Origin of the sequence: Arthrobacter nitrophenolicus, assembly GCF_000332815.1 — a bacterium.
Taxonomy (GTDB): Bacteria; Actinomycetota; Actinomycetes; order Actinomycetales; family Micrococcaceae; genus Arthrobacter; species Arthrobacter nitrophenolicus.
The window spans coordinates 1-18328 of the sequence record NZ_AOFD01000003.1; the positions used below are offsets into that span (position 1 = coordinate 1).

Here is an 18328-nt window from a genome sequence, read left to right on the forward strand (position 1 = left end):
TCCGCCCTGGTTGCCGTTGTGGCCGCCGTCGTGGCCACGCCCGTCCTGGCGGTGGTCTTCGACGGCCTGGGCAGCCTGGGCAGCACGGCGCCCCCGCGCGGGCTTGCCGGCATGGTGGCCACCACCCTGCTCCTGATGGGCGGCGTGGCTGCGGGATCGCTGCTGGTGGGCGGCGGCCTGGCCTGGCTGGTGACCGCCTACCGTTTCCCGCTGCGGAATGTCTTTGTCTGGCTGCTGGTCCTGCCGCTGGCCGTGCCCGCCTACATCCTGGGCTTCGTGTTCCTCTCCGTCTTCGACGTGTCCGGGCCGGTGCAGTCGGCCCTGCGCGGTTTCCTGGGCGCGGACATCTGGGTGCCCGAAGTCCGCTCCCTTCCGGGCGCGGTGCTGGTGATGTCCCTGTCCCTCTACCCCTACGTCTACCTGCTGGCCCGCACGGCGCTCCTCGAGCACTCCCCCGGCACCTATGATGCGGCCCGCACCCTCGGCGCCGGACAGGGCCGGACCCTGCGCAAGGTCCTGCTCCCGCTGGCCCGGCCGTCGCTGGCCGCCGGCATGTCCCTGGTGATGATGGAGACGCTGACGGACTTCGCCACAGTGCAGTACTTCAACGTCCAGACCGTCTCCGTGGGCGTCTACCTGGTCTGGAAGGGCACCTTCAACTTCCATGCCGCCACGCAGCTGGCGGTCCTGGTCCTGCTGTTCGCCGTCGCGGTCCTGGCGGCCGAGCGGGCGCTGCGCGGCCGGGCGCGCTACCACCGGCAGGGCGGCCGCGGGCAGGGCCTGCAGCCCAGGCGGCTCCAGGGCGGACGCGGCTGGGCAGCCACTGCCGTCTGCACGGTGGCAGTTAGCACCGGTTTCCTGATCCCCGTCATCCAGCTCCTGGCCTGGGCCGTGGGCGGAGCGGCCAAAAACCCGGGCTTCCTGGCCGATCCCCGTTTTGGCGAATACATCATCAACACGCTCCTGGTCGCCGCGGTCACAGCCGCAGCCTGCGTTCTCCTGGCCATGACCGTGGGACACGGGGTGCGCCTGAACGGCGGACGCTTCGCCTCCGCCGCGGCACAGGTAACCACGTTCGGGTACGCCGTCCCCGGTGCCGTGGTCGGCATTGGCGTGCTGATCTCCTTCGCCACGCTGGACACGGCTCTGGAGAGCGCCGGTGTTCCCGGCGGCACCGGCCTGCTCGTCACCGGCTCGGTCCTCGGAATCCTCTACGCCTACGTGATCCGTTTCCTCGCCCCCGCCTACCAGGCCGTGGACGCCAGCTTCACGAAGATCCCGGCAACCATCACCGCCTCCGCGCTCAGCCTCGGCGCCGGCCCCCGCCGCATCCTTGCGCGCGTGCACTTCCCGCTGGCCCGGTCAGGAATCGCCGTGGCCCTGATGCTGGTGGCGATCGACGCCGTCAAAGAACTTCCCATCGTGCTGCTCCTGCGTCCCTTCGGCTTCACTACGGCCTCCGTCTGGGTCTACGAGCTGGCGCGGGAAAACTTCTGGGAGAAGGCCTCGCTGCCCGCGCTGGTCATTGTCGCGGCCGCCGTCCTCCCCGTCCTCGTCCTAGTCAGGCAGGCCCGCCGGGCTGAGACCGACCGAAAGGCCCGTCCATGACCATCCGTGCGAGTATCAGGGCGCACCGGGCACCGCGTCCGGACCACGACGGCGGTGCTCCCGCCGCCCTGGTGTTTGAAGGCGTCACCAAGCACTACGGCTCGGCTGTGGGCGTGGAGTCCCTGGACCTGGCAATCCCGGCCGGCGAACTGGTGACCCTGATCGGCCCGTCCGGCTGCGGCAAGTCCACCACGCTCCGCCTCGCCGCCGGACTCGAGCGCCCGAACGCGGGCACCATCCGGGTTGCCGGTGACGTGGTGGCGGACCGCCGCCGGTTTGTCTACCCCGAGCAGCGCCGGGTGGGCCTGGTGTTCCAGGACTACGCCCTGTTCCCGCACATGACGGTGGCCGGGAACGTCGAGTTCGGCCTGGACCGGCTGGGCCGTGGCGAGCGCCGGGCCCGGACGGGTGAAGTACTGGACCTGGTCCGCCTCTCCCACCTGGCGGACCGCTACCCGCACGAACTTTCCGGCGGCGAGCAGCAGCGTGTGGCGCTGGCCCGCGCCCTGGCCCCGCGGCCCGCCGTCGTACTCCTCGACGAACCCTTCTCCAGCCTGGACGAATCCCTCCGCGCGCAGGTGCGGCGGGACACCGTGGCAACGCTGAAGGAGGCCGGCACCACCGGCGTCCTGGTGACCCACGACCAGACCGAGGCCCTGTCCGTGGGGACCCGGGTGGTGGTCATGCGCGGCGGCGTCATCGAGCAGGCGGACACGCCGGAGAAAGTCTTCGAGCAGCCGGCCACCCGCTTCGTCGCCTCGTTCATGGGCGACGCCGACTTCCTCCCGGCCAAGGTGCACCGGCCCTGCTGACCTGCGAGATCGGCGTCGTCTCAACCGTCCCCGGCTGGGCCGACGCCGACGTCGACGTTGACGTGGTGCTGCGGCCGCACGAGGTGGCGCTGCTCCCGGACCCGGCGTCCTCCGCCCGGGTGTCCGCCGTCGAATACCACGGCGCGTTCGTGCTGCACTACGTCACGCTGGCCTCCGGGCGGACCTTGCGGTCCTGGCAGCCGCACAGCGTCCGCCATCCCGTGGGTACACCCGTCGCCGTGACGGTGGCACCGGGCACCACGCCCACGCTGCTGCTCGGTGACAAAGCCATCACCTCCCCGCCTCCCGGCAGTTCCCTCAAGCAGCGCTCCTCCGAGCCTGCAGCTTAGTTAGGCCCTTTCCATGTCCCTTCACCCCAGCCGGGCTGCGCGATGACCACGCAGCCCGAACTCGCCCGGGTCGCGTTCACCGACCTCGCCCGGCACGGCGACCGCCCGGCGGTCCTCACCGCTGACGGCACCGTCACGTACCGCGAGCTCGCGGCCCTGGTGGACCGGACTGCCGCCAGGCTGGGAACCGAGCGCCGGCTGGTGGTGCTGGCAGCCGGCAACAGCCTGGACTCACTGGTGGGCTACCTTGCCGCGCTCTCCGGCGGACATCCGCTCCTGCTCGCCCCGGCGGACAAACCCGAGGCCCTGGCCTCCCTGGTCAGCGCCTATGACCCCGACGCGCTGCTGTGGCCCGGCGGCGGCGACGGCACCCCCATGCTGCAGGAGCGGCGGCCAGGCACCCGGCATGACCTGCACCCGGATCTGGCGCTGCTGCTCAGCACCTCGGGGTCGACGGGCTCGCCGAAACTCGTCCGGCTCTCGCACACCAACCTGTCGGCGAACGCGGAGGCGATCGCCGAGTACCTGCAAATCGGCCCGGACGACCGTGCCGCCACCACGCTCCCCCTGCACTACTGCTACGGCCTGTCCGTGGTCAACAGCCACCTTGTCCGCGGGGCCGGGCTGGTCCTCACAGACCTTTCCGTGGTGGATCCCTGTTTCTGGGACCTCTTCCGGGACCAGGGCGCCACCTCCTTCGCGGCGGTCCCCTACACCTTCGACCTGCTGGAGCGGGTGAGGTTCGCGGACAAGGACCTGCCGCGGCTGCGGTACGTTACCCAGGCCGGCGGCCGGCTGGCGCCCGAGAAGGTCCGGACCTGGGCCGAGACCGGGCAGCGCCGCGGCTGGGACCTGTTCGTCATGTACGGTGCCACCGAGGCCACCGCCCGGATGGCGTACCTGCCACCGGACCTGGCAGCGGACCATGCGGAAACCATCGGCGTCCCGGTGCCGGGCGGCACGTTCCGAATCGACCCCGTGGAGGACCTGGCGGACGGGGAACTGGTGTACACCGGCCCCAACGTCATGCTCGGCTACGCCGAAACCCCCGCGGACCTGGCTTTGGGCAGGGAAATCACCGAGCTGCGGACCGGCGACCTTGCCCGCCAGCAGGAGAACGGCCTCTACCAGGTGGTGGGCCGGCGCAGCCGGTTCGTGAAGATCGTGGGCCTGCGCGTGGACCTGGGGCAGGTGGAGCGGATCCTCGCCGGCATGGGCATCACCGCGGCCGCGGCCGGCACCGATGACCTGCTCGTCGCCGCCGTCGAAGGCGGGCACGACGGCGGAATGCTCGCCAAAGTCCTGGCAGGCAACCTGGGGCTGCCGCGCGCCGCCGTCGTCGTCCACGCCGTGGAGCAGCTCCCGCGCCTGGCAACCGGCAAGATCGACTACCCGGCGGTCCGCTCCCTGGCCGCCCCGGAGGTTACCCCTGTCCCGGACAGCGACTCCGGCGCCGCGGCTGTTCCCGGCGCGGCTGTTCCCGGGACTGCGCCCGGGGGCCAGGCTGGCATCCGGCAGATTTTCATGGACGCACTGGAGTGCGGCAGCGTGGCGGATGACGACACGTTCGTTTCCCTCGACGGCGACTCCCTCTCCTACGTGGCGGTCTCCGTCCGGCTGGAAGGCGTGCTGGGGAAGCTGCCCTCCGACTGGCACCTGCTGCCCGTCAAGGAGCTGGAACGCCGGCGCCCGGCCCGGAAGAAGCGCTTCGTCTCGTTCCTGGAGACCTCCCTGGTGGTGCGCGCGGCGGCGATCGTGTGCGTGGTGGCCACGCATGTGGAGCTGTTCACCTTCCAGACCGCGCACCTGCTGTTCGCTGTGGCCGGGTACAACTTTGCCCGGTTCCAGCTGGCCGAGGAGCGCGTTCCGCGGCTGCGGCGCCAGTTCCGCGGGCTGGCCCGGATCGTGGTGCCGTCCGTGCTGTTCATCGCCGTCGCGTACCTGCTGACGGACCACTACACCGTGGCGAACATCTTCCTGCTGAACGCATGGTGGGCCCGGAGCAGGTGACCACCCAGTGGCACTTCTGGTTCGTGGAACTGCTGGTGTACATCCTGCTGGCGGTGGGAGCTCTCATGGCCATCCCCTGGGTGGACCGGTGGGAGCGCCGGGCGCCGTTCCTCTTCGCCCTGGGCCTGGTGGGCGTTGCGCTGCTGAGCCGGTACGACCTGGTGGATCCCGGCCTGCCCAAGCCCCCGCCCGTGTTCTGGATCTTCGCGCTGGGCTGGGCCCTGGCGCGGGCCCGCACCAACCTCCACCGGCTGACGGTTTCCCTGATCACCGTGCTGACCCTGCCCGGGTTCTTCAACAGCACGGTGCGGGAGGTCACCGTCGCCGCAGGGATCCTGCTGCTCGCGTGGGTTCCGGCGCTGCCGGTGCCTGCCCTGCTCCGCCGGGTGACCGGGTGGCTGGCCGCGGCGTCGCTCTACATCTACCTCACCCACTGGCTGGTCTACCCGGTGCTGCTTCCGGTCAGCCAGGTGCTGGCGGTGGCCGGTTCCCTGGTGTTCGGGGTGGGCTACTGGGCGCTGTGCCGGTGGGCCCCCGGGGCCTGGACCGCGGTGAAGACCCGGCGGAAGCGGGCCAGACCAGCCCTCGCCCGGACCGGCCCCTGACGCCCGCTCACATCTTGCGGGTTCCGCGCCATCCCGCTCTCACTTTGCCGGCGGTTCGTGCAGGCCAAAGGCCGACCCCTGATCGTCCCGGCAGAGCTTGAACCTGCCGTACTCGGCGACGGTGCTCTCGCTCTCGCCCAGGTCCGTCTCGTCTACGGAGCCGCCAAGGTCCCGCACCCGTGCCAGCGCCTCCTCCAGGTTGTCCACCCTGAAGAACAGGTAGGGCGAGGCGCCCCGGTCACCGCCATGGATGCCCCCTGGGATTCCGGCCGTTCCGATGGAGAAGCCGGCGCCGGACGGTCCCGGGCTCAGGGTCCAGCCAAAGAGTTCACCGTAGAAGCGCTTCCCCCGTTCGGCGTCCTCCACGCCGAGTTCAAAAAACACAGGTTCACCGGACATGCTGCCTCCTCTGTTGACGTGCTGGAGCAAGAACCCTAGTCCTTTTCCTGGTGGCCGGACAGCGGCGGGAGAAGCTCCGGGCGAACGCGGGGCACAATGACATGGACACGCCGGAGCTGAAGCGGCCCAACACCGCGGCAGGCCGCCAATGTGCCCCACGATGGCGAACCAGGAGACTGGCGACGGCGGAGAGCCAGGAAGTACGACGGCGGCCGGCGCCTCGGCGTCGTAACCTCGCCGGAAAGATGGAGCCTCAGCCCTCGGCGGCTTCGCTGGACGACTTGGCCTCCGCGGCCGCCTCTGCATACTCAGCCGAGACCCGACGGTAGACCGGGGTGAGGAACGCCAGCACCGCCGCGATGACCATGATGATCCCGGCCACCAGGAACACCAGGGCGATGCCGCGGGACGTGCCCTCACCCAGCAGCGGCGCCAGCTGGGCGGCGCCTTCCGTGGAGCGGGCATACGGGATGATCCAGAACTGGGCGATCGGCGCGATCAGGAACGCCGTGATGGGCGCGGCCGCCGACTCAAACGCCATGGCAAAGCCGAACACCCGCCCCTGCTTGGGCAGCGGCACCACCTGCTGGATGACCGTCTGCTCGGCGGCCTCCACCACGGGCACGAGGGTCAGGTACAGCCAGATGCCCACAACGTAGAGCCAGGCCCACTCGCGCAGCGTGAACACCGCGCCGAGGAACCCCATGGCCACGACGGCGAGGAGCAGGGTCCGCAGCGGGTTGGTGCCGAGCCCGAACTTCCCGATCAGGCCCCGCCGATCAGGAACCCGCTGGAACCCACCGCCAGGAAGATGCCCCACAGTTCCACCGGGAACATTTCCAGGCCGTACGGGTCCATCAGGCCATGTACACGCCGCCGATGAAGTTGTTGAACGTGGAGAACAGGATCAGCGCGAACAGCCCGCCGATGGCCAGGACGGCGGCGAGCGCGCCCCGGATGTCGAAGCCGCCCTGGGCATCCGTGGCGGCCGCCCGCACTTCCTCGGGCATGTGCAGGGTAAGCAGGTGCCCGAAGGCCAGGGCGGTGAGGACGATGGCGACGGCGATGGTCCAGCCCATGCCCAGCAGCCCCACGGACAGCCCGGAGAGCACCGAGGTGACCAGGAACATCAGCCCCTGCACCATGCCCACCAGCCCGTTCGCGTTGGCCCGCCGGTCCGGTTCGATGAGGATGGTGACGGTTGTGGACAGGGCGATGTTCCGCAGGTTCTCCACCACCGCGCCCACCAGGATGATCATGGTGAAGAGCCAGAACCACGGCTGTGCCAGGTCCAGCAGCTGGGCTTCGGGTGTCAGCAGGAACATCACGCCGGACAGCATGAACATCAGCAGCGTGAAGACGGCGGCAAAGCGCATCACGGCCAGCTTGCGGTACCGGTCCACGAACGTGCCGAAGCTGATGCTGGAGAGCGCGATCAGCAGCATGTAGGCGCCGCCCACAACACCGGTGGCGATCACGTTGCGGGTCTCCAGGTACACCCAGAACGTCAGGGCGAACCACAGGTAGCTGGTGGTGATGTTCGCGACCCCGGTGTTGATCAGGACTCCTGCGAACGTGCGGGACCGTTGCTTCGGGGTCCGCAGGGAAGTGTCGACGACGCCGGGATCGGCGAGGTCCGCGGCCCCGCCGTCCTCGTCCACCGCCTGGGCCATGGCCGGGTCGTCCGAAAAGCCTGCCCCGCCGCCGGGATTAACTGCAGCACGACCCCCGGCAGGCTCCTGCTCAGTCATGCGTTCCAGTGTAGTGAGAAGCGTCCGGCGGCACACGGGTCAGAGATCCCATTTATGAACACATCCGGATTTGCTGGGAGTCCAGGAGGACTTTGGACTCTGTCCCGTCGGTCAGCGGCAGGCGATCCTTGCTCCAGGACCCACATGCCAACAACGCTCCCCGGCGCGGGAGCTGGGAGCGAGATCGCATGGAACAGCTCATTCCATGGCTCATATTCTGCATCGCCGTTTTGGCGCTTTGTCTTTTGAGGCCCAACGCAGCCCGGATCTTTACCGGGGTTTTCTTCATCATCATGGCCATAGCCGTCAACGTCGTGCTGAGTTTTGCCGCCCCAGACCAATTCGTGAGGCTCGGGACGGACTCTCCACTGATTCCCCTTTATAGCTGGTTTTTTCAGATGGTTGTTGCCCCGGCGCCCCAGGTTGTGGGGATCGTGGCTGCAGCGGGCGAGACGGTAATCGGACTGCTGATACTCAGCGGGGGCAGACGGGCAAAAGTGGGCCTGATCGCCGCCATCGTCTTCCTGGTCGCCATCACGCCTTTGGGAATCTGGACCCTGCCAAACCTGGTTTTTGCCGCCGGCCTGGTACTGCTGTTGAGGAAAAACCACCCGCGGAATGTGCTGCATGCCCTCCGTCCGTCCCGCGGCCGCCCGCCAGCGGAAACCCGGTCCGCTGAACCCCGGTGAAATGCCGCCTCGTCATTCTTCATCAGCGCGCTGAAAGGATGGAATGGTGACTGCAAGACGACGGGTGGCTATCGGCTTGCTGGGCCTTGCCACCGCTGTTCTCTACGGAAGGGTCTGGCGCCCCTGGCAGCTGACTTGGGGCGCAACCCGCGAGGAGGTGGCCCGGGACTTGCCCGGGGATGACCTCGTTCAATCCCCGACGTTCAATGCCACACGGGCAATCTCGATCGGCGCGCCGCCTGAACAGGTGTGGCCTTGGCTCGTCCAGGTTGGAGCAGGGCGGGCCGGCTGGTACAGCTATGACCTGCTGGACAACCTTGGACGCCATAGCGCGGACCGGATCCTCCCCGAGTGGCAGGATCTCGCGCCGGGCGACATCGTGCCGATGAGCCCCGACGGCAAACACGGCATCGAGGTCTACTCTGTCGACCGCCCCCGCTCCATGGTGTGGGGAACGCCCGGCGACACCACCTGGGCCTGGCAACTCAATCTCCAGCCCGACGGCACCACGAGGCTGCTCACGCGGATCCGTTCCCGTCTCCGGTTGACACCCATGTCCATTGCCTTCTCTGCACTGTTGGAGGTTGGCGACTTCTGGATGATCCGCAAGATGCTCGTCGGCCTGCGCGGGCGGGCAGAGAACGCCGCATCACCCGCCACCATTAAGGCGGACGTGAAGGTACCTATCCACAGGGAGCTCGCATAGGAGTATTGGGACCCGGCCGGCCGGAAAACTCGAGTACCTACTACTCGTGTCCTGCGTACCGCGGGCCCGTAGCGTCCTTCCTAGGCCTGGGGGCAGTCAGCGGTTCTTCTTCGTGACGGGGAGGAGGGCCACTCGCTCCTGGCGAAGGGACAACTGCCAATGCAGGACGACAACCTCCCCCGGCCCCTCCTTGATCCGTCCGTGCTCGAACGGCTGCGCGCCGAACTGGACGACGACGAGAGCATCTGGCGGGTCTTTGTGGAGAACTACATCAAGGAACTGCCCGTCAGGACCGAGCGCTTGCGCCTGACGCTGACCACCGGTGACCTTCGGGGGGCGGTGGATGCGGTGCTCAGCCTGAAGACGTCCAGCCAGATGGTGGGCGCCGAACGCCTGGCCGGCCTGGCGCTGAACCTGGAAGGGGAGCTGCGGCAGGACTCCTCCCGCGCCGATCCCGGTGTTGAGCTCCCCCACCTGGCGGCAGCCACCTGCGCCGGATCATGCAGTGCAGCAAACAGACGCGGTATGCCCTCCGTGCGCAGTTGTGACATGGACGGCAGGAGGCACCGGGCGGGCATAGGATTTTCCCTATGAGGATTGCCGTTGCAGGGGGAACCGGTACCGTTGGGCACCACGTGGTGGAGCTCGCCAGGGAGCGAGGCCATGACGTGGCCAGCCTGAGCCGCGCGGAGGGTGTGGACCTGGTCAGCGGCCGGGGGCTGGATGAAGCCCTTCAGGGCGTGGACACGGTGATCGACGTGTCCGGGATCAACAGCACGGCCACCAAGAAGGCCGTGGACTTTTTCACCAACGCATCGCAGAACCTGCTGGCCGCCGAGAAGAAGGCTGGCGTGCAACACCAGGTAGTGCTCTCGATCGTGGGCATCGACAAGGCCACGTCGGGCCTGTACGCGGGCAAGCTGGTGCAGGAGGACATCGTCCGGCACGGCGGCGTGCCGTGGACCCTGCTGCGGTCCACCCAGTTCCACGAATTCGTGCCGCTCGTGGTGAAGACGGCGTCCGCCGGTCCTGTGGTGCTGGTGCCCAAGATGTTCACCCAGCCGGTGGCCGCCCGCGAGGTGGCCGAGGCACTTGTCTCGGCGGCGGAGGCCGGGCCGCAGGGACGCATCACGGACCTGGGCGGCCCGCGGCTGGAGGAGCTCGACGGACTGGTCCGCGCCTACCTGGACAGGACGGGGCAGCGGAAAAAGGTGGTGGAGGTCCCGCTTCCCGGCCTCATGGGAAAGGCCATGCGCAGCGGTGCGCTGATCCCGGCGCCGGGTGCCGCCGTCGGACGCCAGACCTTCATGGAATGGCTGGAAGCAAGTAGCGGCACGTACCGGCAGGAAAAGTAGAGTACCCACTACTCGTGCCCCCTCCATGGGCGTCCCCCTAGATTCGACTAAAGCCTGCTGCGGCGGGCGTGACCTGACGTCGATGGGGGAAGAAGAATGGCCGTACAGCCGGTATCCGGAGGCAAACGGACGGGACACGCCGGCCTGCTGTTGGACCTGGTGACCGGCGCCGAGACGGACCTTGACTCAGTACAGCGGCTGGTCGAGTCCGCGGCGGCGGCGCTCGGCGGTCCGGCCGGCATGGCCTGCGCGGCCACCTTGCACCGGGCGGGGACCCCACCGGTGACGGCCGGGAGCACGGCCCCGGCGGAGTGCCTGGCATCCTCCGAGGAGCGGTACGGTGACGGACCCATGATGCAGGCCGACGCGGGGCCGGTGCAGGTGGCGGCGGACGGTTCCTCCCAGCGCTGGGACGCATACCGACGGCGGCTGGTGGCGTCCGGCTACGGCGCGGCACTGGCGGTGCCGCTTGATATGGGGACGCGTATTTCCTGCACCCTGGTGTTCCTGGGGCCGGAAGGTTTTGATTTCACGCCGGAGCTGGTCAGCGAGGCCACCTGGTTTGCCGGGGTGGCCTCGCAGAGCATGCAGCTGGCCCTGGAAGTGCGCAGCATCCGGTCAGCCGGGGACAACCTGAAAACGGTGCTGGAAAGCCGCACCTCTATCGACGTGGCGTGTGGGGTTGTCATGGCGCAGACGCGCTGCTCCTACACGGAGGCATTCAGCAAGCTCGCGGGAGTGTCCCGGCAGCGGAACCTGAAGGTCCGGACCGTCGCCGAGAACATCCTCAAAGCCCTGGCCGGCGGCACCCCGGCAGCCCGGTTCGAGCCCCCGGCGCTGGCCTAGGTGGTGCCCAGGACTAGCGGGTCAGCACGAAAATGGCGATGGCCAGGCCGACCACCAAAACAGCGTTCACCACGACGTAGGGTTGGACGCCGCGCTTGGCCTCTGTGGCCATCCTGCGGCGCCCGTGCTTGCGATTGATTACTTCAGCCATGCCCCGAATCTATGCAAGCCCCCGGCGCCGGCACCCGCGTAATCCCTACTCGTTTTACTAAACCCCACTACGTGCTTCCCGCGCCCTGCAGGGTTTTCCTCTGCTACATACCGATCGTCGGGGTGGCCCGAAAGGCGTTCACGGCCTTGTCCAGGACAACCTGGGTGTCGCTTCCGGAATCAAGGACCGTGTTCCGGGCTGATGCGGAGTCGACCATGACGGTGGTGACGGCGAGGCCTTCCGTGGCCTCGGTGGTGAGCAGGGCGTCAACCTGGGCCGCGAAGCAGGAATCGCTCGACTTGGCGGAGACGTCCAATGCCACTACATGGTTGTTGGAGACAAAGTTGCCCGCCCCCGCAGCCAGCCGGATGATGACAGGCGTGCCGCCCGCCGGCCGGATGCTCTCCGAGTCGATGACCTCTGAGAAGTGGTTGCCCACCACGGAGTTGTTGCTGCCGCTGATGCTGAGGAGCCCGGTCAGGTCGTCCAGCCCGTTGTCCACTCCCAGGAAGGGCGTCCAGGGCTCATGGTCGCGGAGGAAGTGGTTGGTGGCCACCAGGTTTTCGGAGCTGTTGTCCTCGAGGAGCACCATCCCCGGGTAGAACGAATGCAGCCGGTTGTTGGTGACGCTGGACCGGGTGACGCCTTTGAAGTGGACGCTGCTCGCGCCCCGGGGGAAGACGTTGTTCGCGGTGACCAGGAGCCCGCCGTGGTTCTCGGCGTAGATCGAGTGGCCCTTGAAGCCGGCGCCCACCAGGTTGTCGGTGATCTTGGAGGCCTGTCCCCAGCCCCGCAGTTCGATGCAGCTTCCGCACTCGGCAATGAAGTTGTCGTGGATGGACAGCGCGTCCGCGTGATAGATGGTGAGGGCGTGCTCCAGGTAGACGAATCCCATGCCGGTGACGCGGAACGAGTCGTTGGCAGTCGCGGCGTAGATGCCGGTCTTGCCGTTGACGTACGTGTTTTCCGCCCGCAGTCCGGAGCCGTCCGGAACGAAGTGCAGCCCGTCGATGCAGAAGTTGGAGAACTCCACGGAACTGATCCGCGGGCTTCCGTTCCGCTCGACATAGAAGGCGGCGCCCTTGGCTTCCTCCCCGTCCCCGGCAGCGGGAAGGTCCACGATGACCCGGCTTCCGCCCGGCCACAGCTCGTGCAGGTCCGGCCATTCGTCTTCGGGCACGTTGAAGCGGATGCTCGACGACGTGAAGCCGTGCCCGGAGCCCTCGATCCGGAGGAAGCTGACGTCGATCAGTACCTGGGTGCGAAGGTGGTAATCCCCCGGCGGAAGGTAGATCACCGCGCCGGGCTTGCCGCCGTCGTTCACATCTGTGGCAGCCTGCCGTTCCTTGATGTCGGCGATGATGCTGTTGATCACTTCGCCCACGTCCTTGGCCGGATTGCCGACCGGCCACATGGTCACGTCGTAATAGTTGTTGCTTGGCATGGGCTCTTCCCTTTGTGTCCTGGTTCTCATGGTGCCACTGTTTGCTGCTCCGGGAGCTCGGCCTGCAGCTCCTCCGCCGTCGGCGGGTTGGCGCCGGGCCGGCTGACCGTGATGGCCGCTGCCCGGGAGGCCATCCGGCCCAGCGACTCCAGCACGGAGGGCGCCAAGCCGTCGGCCCCGCGCATGAGGAGTCCGTAGACCAGGGCGGACATGTAGGAGTCGCCGGCGCCGATGGTGTCCGCCACTTCGGCCGTGACCGGGGGGACCTCCACCTGCGCGCCCGCCGTGGTGAGCAACGATCCTTCCGCTCCCCTGGTGACGGCGACGAGCCCGGCCCCGAGGTCCAGGATGCGCTGTGAGATGTCCGCCAGGGACAGCTTCGGGTACAGCCACAGGGCATCCTCGTCGCTGAGTTTGACCACCTCGGTGAAGGGGACGAGTTCCTCGAAGATGGTCTTCGCCTCGAAGTGGCTGCCGAGCAGGGCAGGGCGGATGTTGGGGTCGTAGGTGACCATGCACCGCCGGTGCGACTGCTCCAGAAGCTCCCTTACCGCAGCTGCCCCCGGCGCCAGGAAAGTGGCGATGGAGCCGGTGTGCAGGACTTTGGGCAGCGTGGCCGGGGCGATCCGCGGCAGATCCCAGCGGATGTCGAAGTCATAGTGCGCGGACCCGTCGGACGCCAGGGTCGCCGTCGCCGTGGCGGTCCGGCCAGGCCCTTTGGAACCGGGCAGGAGTTCGACGCCGGCGCTGCGCAGGTGCTGCTCGATGGCCGCGCCGCGCGGGTCGTCGCCGATCGAGGTCAGCAACGCGGTGGCCGCGCCCAGCCGCCCGAGCCCGTAGGCCACGTTGGCCGGTGACCCGCCGGGGTGCTCCACAGTGCCCGCGGACGTGACAACGATGTCCACGAGGGCTTCACCGACTACTACGACGTCAGGGCCGGCTGGGGGTCATCGTTCGTGTGCATTTTTCGGGACCTTTCTTGACTTGCCCAACCTGCGGTCAGGTGAGGGTTGAGACCGTGAGTTTCTGGATTGTTGCCGGGCCTCCCGCGGCCGCCAGCCAGTTCGCCTGGCTTTCCGCGCCGGGGAAGACGAGGTCTGTCAGGACCACCGCGCCGCCCTGCGCGAAGACCTCCACCGAGCAATGGTCGACGACGATCTGCAGCTTGAGCACGCCGTCCTCAAGGACCAGCGGGGCTGACTCCGCGGAGGAAAACTTTTCGTGGAAACCCGTGTCCCCTGACCTGCTGCGGTCAAGGACGAGCCGGCCGGTGGCGGCGTTGTAGCCCAGCACCGTGCCCGTGCTTCCGTCCTCGCTGGCGAAGAGGTGGAAGGCCACGTGTTCGGCGCTCCCGGGCAGGATCTCCGCCTCGATGACCTGCGCGCTGCCCGGTGCCGCAGCCGGCAGCAGGAGGACCGAGTCCTGCAGGTCGGACGGTTCCGTGATGATCTGCTCCACGGGAGCAAGGGCAGGCGGCTCCTGTCCGGAAGGGTGGCCGGGCAGGACGGGCTGCTGGACCAGGCGCGCCGAGCCGTTGGCTGCGGTGAGGCGCACTTCGCGGGCGAGGGTCATGGAGGACCGCCAGGGGGCGGTGGGCAGCTGGTTGGCGTAGTCCCAGTTGTTCATCCAGCCGATGATGATCCGCCGCCCACCGGGGACGTTGCTGAAGGAGACGGAGGCGTAGCAGTCGCGTCCCCAGTCCAGCCACAGGCATTGCTGCAGGGCGGCAGCGGCCGCCACGGGGTCACCCAGGGTGCTCACCCCGGCCGGCGCTGCAACTGAAGAGGCGTCCGGGACGAACCGCGCGCCGTCGAACTGGCCCACGAAGTACTGGCCGCCGGAACCTCCGGCCACCGCGCCCGGATTGACGTTGACGATCAGGACCCATTTGACGTTGTCCGGGTCCCCGTCAACGGCCAGGGGGAAGAGATCGGGGCACTCCCATTCGCCCTGGTCTGCGTTCACGGGGCCGAACTCGCTGAGGAAGTCCCAGGTCTTGAGGTCGTCCGACCGGTAGAAGACCACCTTCTGGTGCTGCGCTTCGACGGCCACCATAATCCAGCAGGTGCCCCGCCCGCCCTCGTAGCGGAAGACTTTGGGGTCGCGGAAGTGCGCAGAGTTCCGGGCTAGGACAGGGTTGTTGCGGTACTTGTGCCAGGTCATTCCCGCGTCGGTGCTGTAGGCCAGGGACTGCGCCTGCGTGCCGTGGTGCTCGGACGCTGCCTTGTAGGCGCTGGTGTAGATGGCCACGAGGGCCGGTGCGTCCGCGGTACCGAAGCCGGACGTGTTTCCGTGGTCCACCACCACGGAACCGGAGAAGATGTCCTCGGTTTCGTCGCAGGCAATGGCGACGGGGTGTTCGGTCCAGTGGAGCAGGTCCCGGGAGGTGGCGTGGCCCCAGGACATGTTGCCCCACACGTTGCCGTAGGGGTTGTTCTGGAAGAAGAGGTGGTAGAGCCCGTCGTGGAAGACCAGGCCGTTGGGGTCGTTCAGCCAGGTGTCCCGGGCCGTGAAGTGGACGGCGGGACGGAACCTGGCGGTACCGGCCGGAGGCGTTTCCGGGCGTGCGGCATCAAGGAAGGTGGACATGTTTGGTGCGGTCCTCTGGGAAAGTGGAAGGGGCTGGCTGCTAGGGCCGGGGAGCCGCGATGGAATCGCGGCGCACCAGCGGGCAGCCCAGGATGGTCGGGTGGAGTGCCATGAGGGTCAGGTCTGTCTTCCCTTCGACGGCGTCAATCAGGTGCTCTGTGGCCCAGGCACCCATCTCGTAGTGGGGCAGGGCCACGGTGGTGAGGCCCGGGTGGAGATTGGCGGCAATCAGTTCCTGGTCATCGAAGCCGACCACTGACAGGTCGCCGGGAATGCTGAGGCCCAGCTCGGCGGCGGCGCGGTAGGCTCCCATCGCCATCCGGTCGTTGTAGCAGAACAGGCCGGTGGGCCGGTCCTCGCGTGCCAGGATCCGCCGGGCCGCCTCGTAGCCGCCATGCACTTCGGAGACCTCGGACTCGACAGGTGCCGCGTCGCCGTCGAGCCCTGCTTCGGTCAGCATGGTTCGGAAGGCTTGGAGCCGCTCGCGGGTGGCCGGGACGTCGTCGGTGTTGTTGATGAAGCCCACCCGGGTGTGGCCCGCTTCGAGGAGCGCGCCGACGGCGGCCCGTGCACCGCCGTCTTCGTCCGGGATCACGGCGGTGATGTTTCCGCCTTTGGCCACCGAGTCCACCAGCACGGAGGGCACACTGCCCAGGTTGGCCGGCAGCTCCACGTTGCGGTGGTACATGGTGGCGTAGAGGATGCCGTCCACCCGGCGTTCCAGGAGGGCGTCGACGTCGGCCCGCCGGGATTCGAGGCTGGCCGAGCCGGAGGTGTTGATGATCATAAGGCCGTACCCCCGGGCCTTTGCGGCCTCGTCGGCGCCCAGGATAATGCGGCCGGCGTGGGGCGTGGTGGCGATATCCTCGCTCACCAGGCCCAGCATGCCGGTCCGCTGCGTGCGCAGCGCCTGGGCCAGGCGGTTGGGACCGTAGCCGAGCTGCTCGGCGGCGGACTTGACCTTGTCCCTGGTCTCGGGGCTGATCCGGGCGTAGGAAACCTCGTTGAGCACGTGGGAGACAGTTGTCACGGAAACGCCGGCGGCGACGGCCACGTCCTTGATGCCGATGTTCTTGTTGGTCATCTGTGTCCCACGTCCTTATGGATTGTCCGGTATGAGTAGGCTACCGACGAATGCCGGCGGCCCTGGCTAGCCCTTGACCGCGCCGAGCGTCATGCCCGCCACGATCTTGCGCTGCAGGAGAAGGTCAGCAGGATGACCGGGATGGAGTAGACCGCGGCCAGCGCCGTCATGGATCCCCAGTCCAGGCCGAACTGGGTCTGGAAGTTCGCGATCACCACGGGCGTTGTCTGCGAGCGGATGGCGGTCATCAGGAGGGCGAAGAGGAACTCGTTCCAGGACGCCAGGAAGGCGAAGATCGCCGTGACGGCGATGCCGCCGGAGACCACCGGGATAACAACCCGCCAGAGGGCGCCGAGCCTGCTGCACCCGTCCACGGTTGCCGCCTCCTCCAGGTCTTTCGGGACCGCTTCGAAGAAGCTGGACATCAGCCAGATGGAGAGCGGCAGGGAGATGGTGGTGTGCGCGATGGAGAGTGCGATGGGGGTATCGGCCAGGCCCACGGACCCCATCATGGAGGCCAGCGGAATGCCGATCGCCACCGGCGGGACCATACGCGTCACCAGGGCGGCCATGATGAAGATCCGGCCGCTCAGCGTCTTGTACCGGGTGATGCCGTAGGCGGCGGGCACCGCCAGGACCAGGGAGAGCACGGTGCTGATGATCGCCGTCTGGATGCTATTGATGAACGACGCCGGCACACCGCTGCGGCCCAGCGCGTTGACGTAGTTCTCCAGCGTCCACTCCCGCGGAAGGATGGTGGGCGGCACGGCGATGGTGTCGATCGGGGTCTTGAAGGACGTGAACAGCAGGTACAGGAACGGGAATCCGTAGAGCACCATGGCTGCCGCGAGGAGGATCCACAGCAGCGTGCGGGTGCTCCGCCGGCCGGCCTCCAGCCCTTCCCGGTTGACGCTGCGGCGCTTGCGGGGAGGGACGACGGCGGCTGCCGCGGAAGGTGCCGCGGATGCCGTTGCCGGGGTCCCGCCGTCGTGCTTTGTTCGTTCAGCGAGGCGCATCAGGTGTCCTTTCCTGGCCGCCAGATGGTGGACACCGCGACGAACGCGACGGCCAGCATCGCCAGCAGGTAGATGGTGCCCATGGCGCTGGCCAGGCCGGGATCGCCGAAGCGGATCATGGTCCGGTAAATCAGCAGGCTCATGGTTTCCGAGGCGGACTGCGGGCCGCCGTTGGTCTGGATGAGGATGGTGTCAAAGGCCCTGGCCGCGTCGATGCCGCGCACCACCAGCGCGACGGCGATGACGGGGCGGAGCAGCGGAAGGATGATCCGGAACAGCAGGGCCGGGGCGCGGGCACCGTCCAGCCGCGCGGCTTCGATGAGGTCGCCGGGGATGTTCTGCAGTCCGGCGAAAAGCACCAGGCACATGAACGAGGTGGTCAGCCAGATGTCGGGGATGGCCACCGAGTACAGCACGATGCCGGGGTCTGACAGCCAGCCGATCTGGTTGGGGTTGCCCAGGATGCCGGCCTGGTGCAGGAGGGTTCCGATGAGGCCGAAGTTGTCGATCATCAGGAACTTCCAGAGCAGGCCTGCAACGATCGGGGCGATCATAAGCGGGTACATGAACACGGTCCGCCAGATCTGGGAGCTGCGGCCCAGCATGGTGAACAGCAGTGCCATGCCCAGGCCGAGGGCGAACTCGAGGGTCACCACCACCAGGGTGTAGGCCAGGGTCCGCCAGCCCGCTCCCGTAAAGGCCTCTGATGCGAAGGCGCGGAAGTAGTTGTCCAGGCCCACGAAGTCGCGGGGGCCGCCGGCGATCGGGGAGATTTTGTAGAAGCTGTCCGCCACCAGGCGGAACAGCGGGAAGGCCACGAATATTGCCAGGAACAGCGCCGCTGGTGTCATCAGGAACAATGCGAAGCGGCGGTCGGAGATGCGCACGGTTTTCTCTTCCGCTGGTTGGGGCC

The 18328-nt window shown here is 68.0% G+C and carries 17 protein-coding genes and 2 pseudogenes; 10 read left to right on the plus strand and 9 right to left on the minus strand.

Features of this window, described 5'->3' with window-relative positions:
* From G205_RS01265 to G205_RS22345, 5 genes are all read left to right on the plus strand, one after another.
* On the plus strand, window positions 1–1608 hold a 1608-nt coding region (locus G205_RS01265), incomplete at its 5' end, for an ABC transporter permease (protein WP_009356357.1).
* Window positions 1605–2420, plus strand: a complete 816-nt coding sequence (locus G205_RS20830) for an ABC transporter ATP-binding protein (RefSeq protein ID WP_009356358.1) — start codon at window positions 1605–1607, stop codon at window positions 2418–2420. The genes G205_RS01265 and G205_RS20830, both read left to right, overlap by 4 nt.
* A 65-nt stretch (window positions 2421–2485) precedes the next feature.
* The gene (locus G205_RS20835) at window positions 2486–2770 is read left to right on the plus strand and encodes a TOBE domain-containing protein (RefSeq protein WP_160166580.1); all 285 of its coding nucleotides are present in this window, start codon (window positions 2486–2488) and stop codon (window positions 2768–2770) included.
* A gap of 42 nt (window positions 2771–2812) precedes the next feature.
* The gene (locus G205_RS01275; RefSeq protein WP_235046736.1) at window positions 2813–4780 is read left to right on the plus strand and encodes an AMP-binding protein; all 1968 of its coding nucleotides are present in this window, start codon (window positions 2813–2815) and stop codon (window positions 4778–4780) included.
* Entirely contained in the window at window positions 4777–5385 is a 609-nt protein-coding gene (locus G205_RS22345) for a hypothetical protein (protein ID WP_235046737.1), read from the plus strand. The genes G205_RS01275 and G205_RS22345 overlap by 4 nt, the downstream gene beginning before the upstream one ends.
* A gap of 39 nt (window positions 5386–5424) precedes the next feature.
* Here G205_RS22345 and G205_RS01280 read toward each other — a convergent pair whose 3' ends face one another.
* Together G205_RS01280 and G205_RS01285 are read right to left on the minus strand one after the other, a co-directional pair.
* On the minus strand, window positions 5425–5784 hold the full coding sequence (locus tag G205_RS01280; RefSeq protein ID WP_009356360.1) for a VOC family protein: 360 nt from the start codon (window positions 5782–5784) through the stop codon (window positions 5425–5427).
* Between the two features lie 253 nt (window positions 5785–6037).
* Window positions 6038–7457, minus strand: a pseudogene (locus G205_RS01285) (MFS transporter).
* Between the two features lie 266 nt (window positions 7458–7723).
* On the opposite strand from G205_RS01285, the gene G205_RS20520 reads away from it, so the two are divergent.
* From G205_RS20520 to G205_RS01310, 5 genes are all read left to right on the plus strand, one after another.
* Window positions 7724–8224, plus strand: coding sequence for a hypothetical protein (locus G205_RS20520; protein ID WP_009356361.1), 501 nt, complete (start codon window positions 7724–7726; stop codon window positions 8222–8224).
* Between the two features lie 43 nt (window positions 8225–8267).
* Window positions 8268–8930: a hypothetical protein gene (locus tag G205_RS01295; protein ID WP_009356362.1), complete on the plus strand. Its 663-nt coding sequence runs from the start codon at window positions 8268–8270 to the stop codon at window positions 8928–8930.
* A gap of 159 nt (window positions 8931–9089) precedes the next feature.
* The gene (locus G205_RS01300) at window positions 9090–9524 is read left to right on the plus strand and encodes an Hpt domain-containing protein (RefSeq protein ID WP_009356363.1); all 435 of its coding nucleotides are present in this window, start codon (window positions 9090–9092) and stop codon (window positions 9522–9524) included.
* Complete coding sequence (locus G205_RS01305; RefSeq protein WP_009356364.1) at window positions 9521–10285, plus strand: SDR family oxidoreductase; 765 nt, start codon at window positions 9521–9523, stop codon at window positions 10283–10285. The genes G205_RS01300 and G205_RS01305 overlap by 4 nt, the downstream gene beginning before the upstream one ends.
* A gap of 96 nt (window positions 10286–10381) precedes the next feature.
* Window positions 10382–11131, plus strand: a complete 750-nt coding sequence (locus G205_RS01310) for an ANTAR domain-containing protein (protein WP_009356365.1) — start codon at window positions 10382–10384, stop codon at window positions 11129–11131.
* A gap of 13 nt (window positions 11132–11144) precedes the next feature.
* Here the strand turns inward: G205_RS01310 and G205_RS22010 are convergent, their stop codons facing one another.
* The 7 genes and pseudogenes from G205_RS22010 to G205_RS01340 form a co-directional block, all read right to left on the minus strand.
* Entirely contained in the window at window positions 11145–11282 is a 138-nt protein-coding gene (locus G205_RS22010; protein WP_009356366.1) for a hypothetical protein, read from the minus strand.
* Between the two features lie 103 nt (window positions 11283–11385).
* Entirely contained in the window at window positions 11386–12726 is a 1341-nt protein-coding gene (locus tag G205_RS01315; RefSeq protein WP_009356367.1) for a NosD domain-containing protein, read from the minus strand.
* A gap of 26 nt (window positions 12727–12752) precedes the next feature.
* A complete protein-coding gene (locus tag G205_RS01320; RefSeq protein WP_009356368.1) occupies window positions 12753–13631 on the minus strand; it encodes a carbohydrate kinase family protein in 879 nt (292 codons plus the stop codon).
* Window positions 13632–13725: 94 nt separating this feature from the next.
* Entirely contained in the window at window positions 13726–15315 is a 1590-nt protein-coding gene (locus G205_RS01325) for a glycoside hydrolase family 32 protein (protein WP_009356369.1), read from the minus strand.
* A 40-nt stretch (window positions 15316–15355) separates the two neighbouring features.
* Window positions 15356–16399, minus strand: coding sequence for a LacI family DNA-binding transcriptional regulator (locus G205_RS01330; RefSeq protein ID WP_009356370.1), 1044 nt, complete (start codon window positions 16397–16399; stop codon window positions 15356–15358).
* Window positions 16400–16465: 66 nt separating this feature from the next.
* Window positions 16466–17415 (minus strand): annotated as a pseudogene (locus tag G205_RS01335) (carbohydrate ABC transporter permease).
* A complete protein-coding gene (locus tag G205_RS01340) occupies window positions 17415–18302 on the minus strand; it encodes a carbohydrate ABC transporter permease (RefSeq protein ID WP_009356372.1) in 888 nt (295 codons plus the stop codon). Before G205_RS01340 ends, G205_RS01335 begins: the two are co-directional and overlap by 1 nt.
* Window positions 18303–18328 lie beyond the last annotated feature (26 nt).

Excerpts from the sequence above, each read along its gene's own strand:
- G205_RS20830 (WP_009356358.1), top strand. The coding sequence starts at position 1,605 with ATGACCATCCGTGCGAGTATCAGGGCGCACCGGGCACCGCGTCCGGAC.
- G205_RS01275 (WP_235046736.1), top strand. The coding sequence starts at position 2,813 with ATGACCACGCAGCCCGAACTCGCCCGGGTCGCGTTCACCGACCTCGCC.
- G205_RS01280 (WP_009356360.1), bottom strand. The coding sequence starts at position 5,784 with ATGTCCGGTGAACCTGTGTTTTTTGAACTCGGCGTGGAGGACGCCGAA.
- G205_RS20520 (WP_009356361.1), top strand. The coding sequence starts at position 7,724 with ATGGAACAGCTCATTCCATGGCTCATATTCTGCATCGCCGTTTTGGCG.
- G205_RS01295 (WP_009356362.1), top strand. The coding sequence starts at position 8,268 with ATGGTGACTGCAAGACGACGGGTGGCTATCGGCTTGCTGGGCCTTGCC.
- G205_RS01300 (WP_009356363.1), top strand. The coding sequence starts at position 9,090 with ATGCAGGACGACAACCTCCCCCGGCCCCTCCTTGATCCGTCCGTGCTC.
- G205_RS01305 (WP_009356364.1), top strand. The coding sequence starts at position 9,521 with ATGAGGATTGCCGTTGCAGGGGGAACCGGTACCGTTGGGCACCACGTG.
- G205_RS01310 (WP_009356365.1), top strand. The coding sequence starts at position 10,382 with ATGGCCGTACAGCCGGTATCCGGAGGCAAACGGACGGGACACGCCGGC.
- G205_RS22010 (WP_009356366.1), bottom strand. The coding sequence starts at position 11,282 with ATGGCTGAAGTAATCAATCGCAAGCACGGGCGCCGCAGGATGGCCACA.
- G205_RS01315 (WP_009356367.1), bottom strand. The coding sequence starts at position 12,726 with ATGCCAAGCAACAACTATTACGACGTGACCATGTGGCCGGTCGGCAAT.
- G205_RS01325 (WP_009356369.1), bottom strand. The coding sequence starts at position 15,315 with ATGTCCACCTTCCTTGATGCCGCACGCCCGGAAACGCCTCCGGCCGGT.
- G205_RS01330 (WP_009356370.1), bottom strand. The coding sequence starts at position 16,399 with ATGACCAACAAGAACATCGGCATCAAGGACGTGGCCGTCGCCGCCGGC.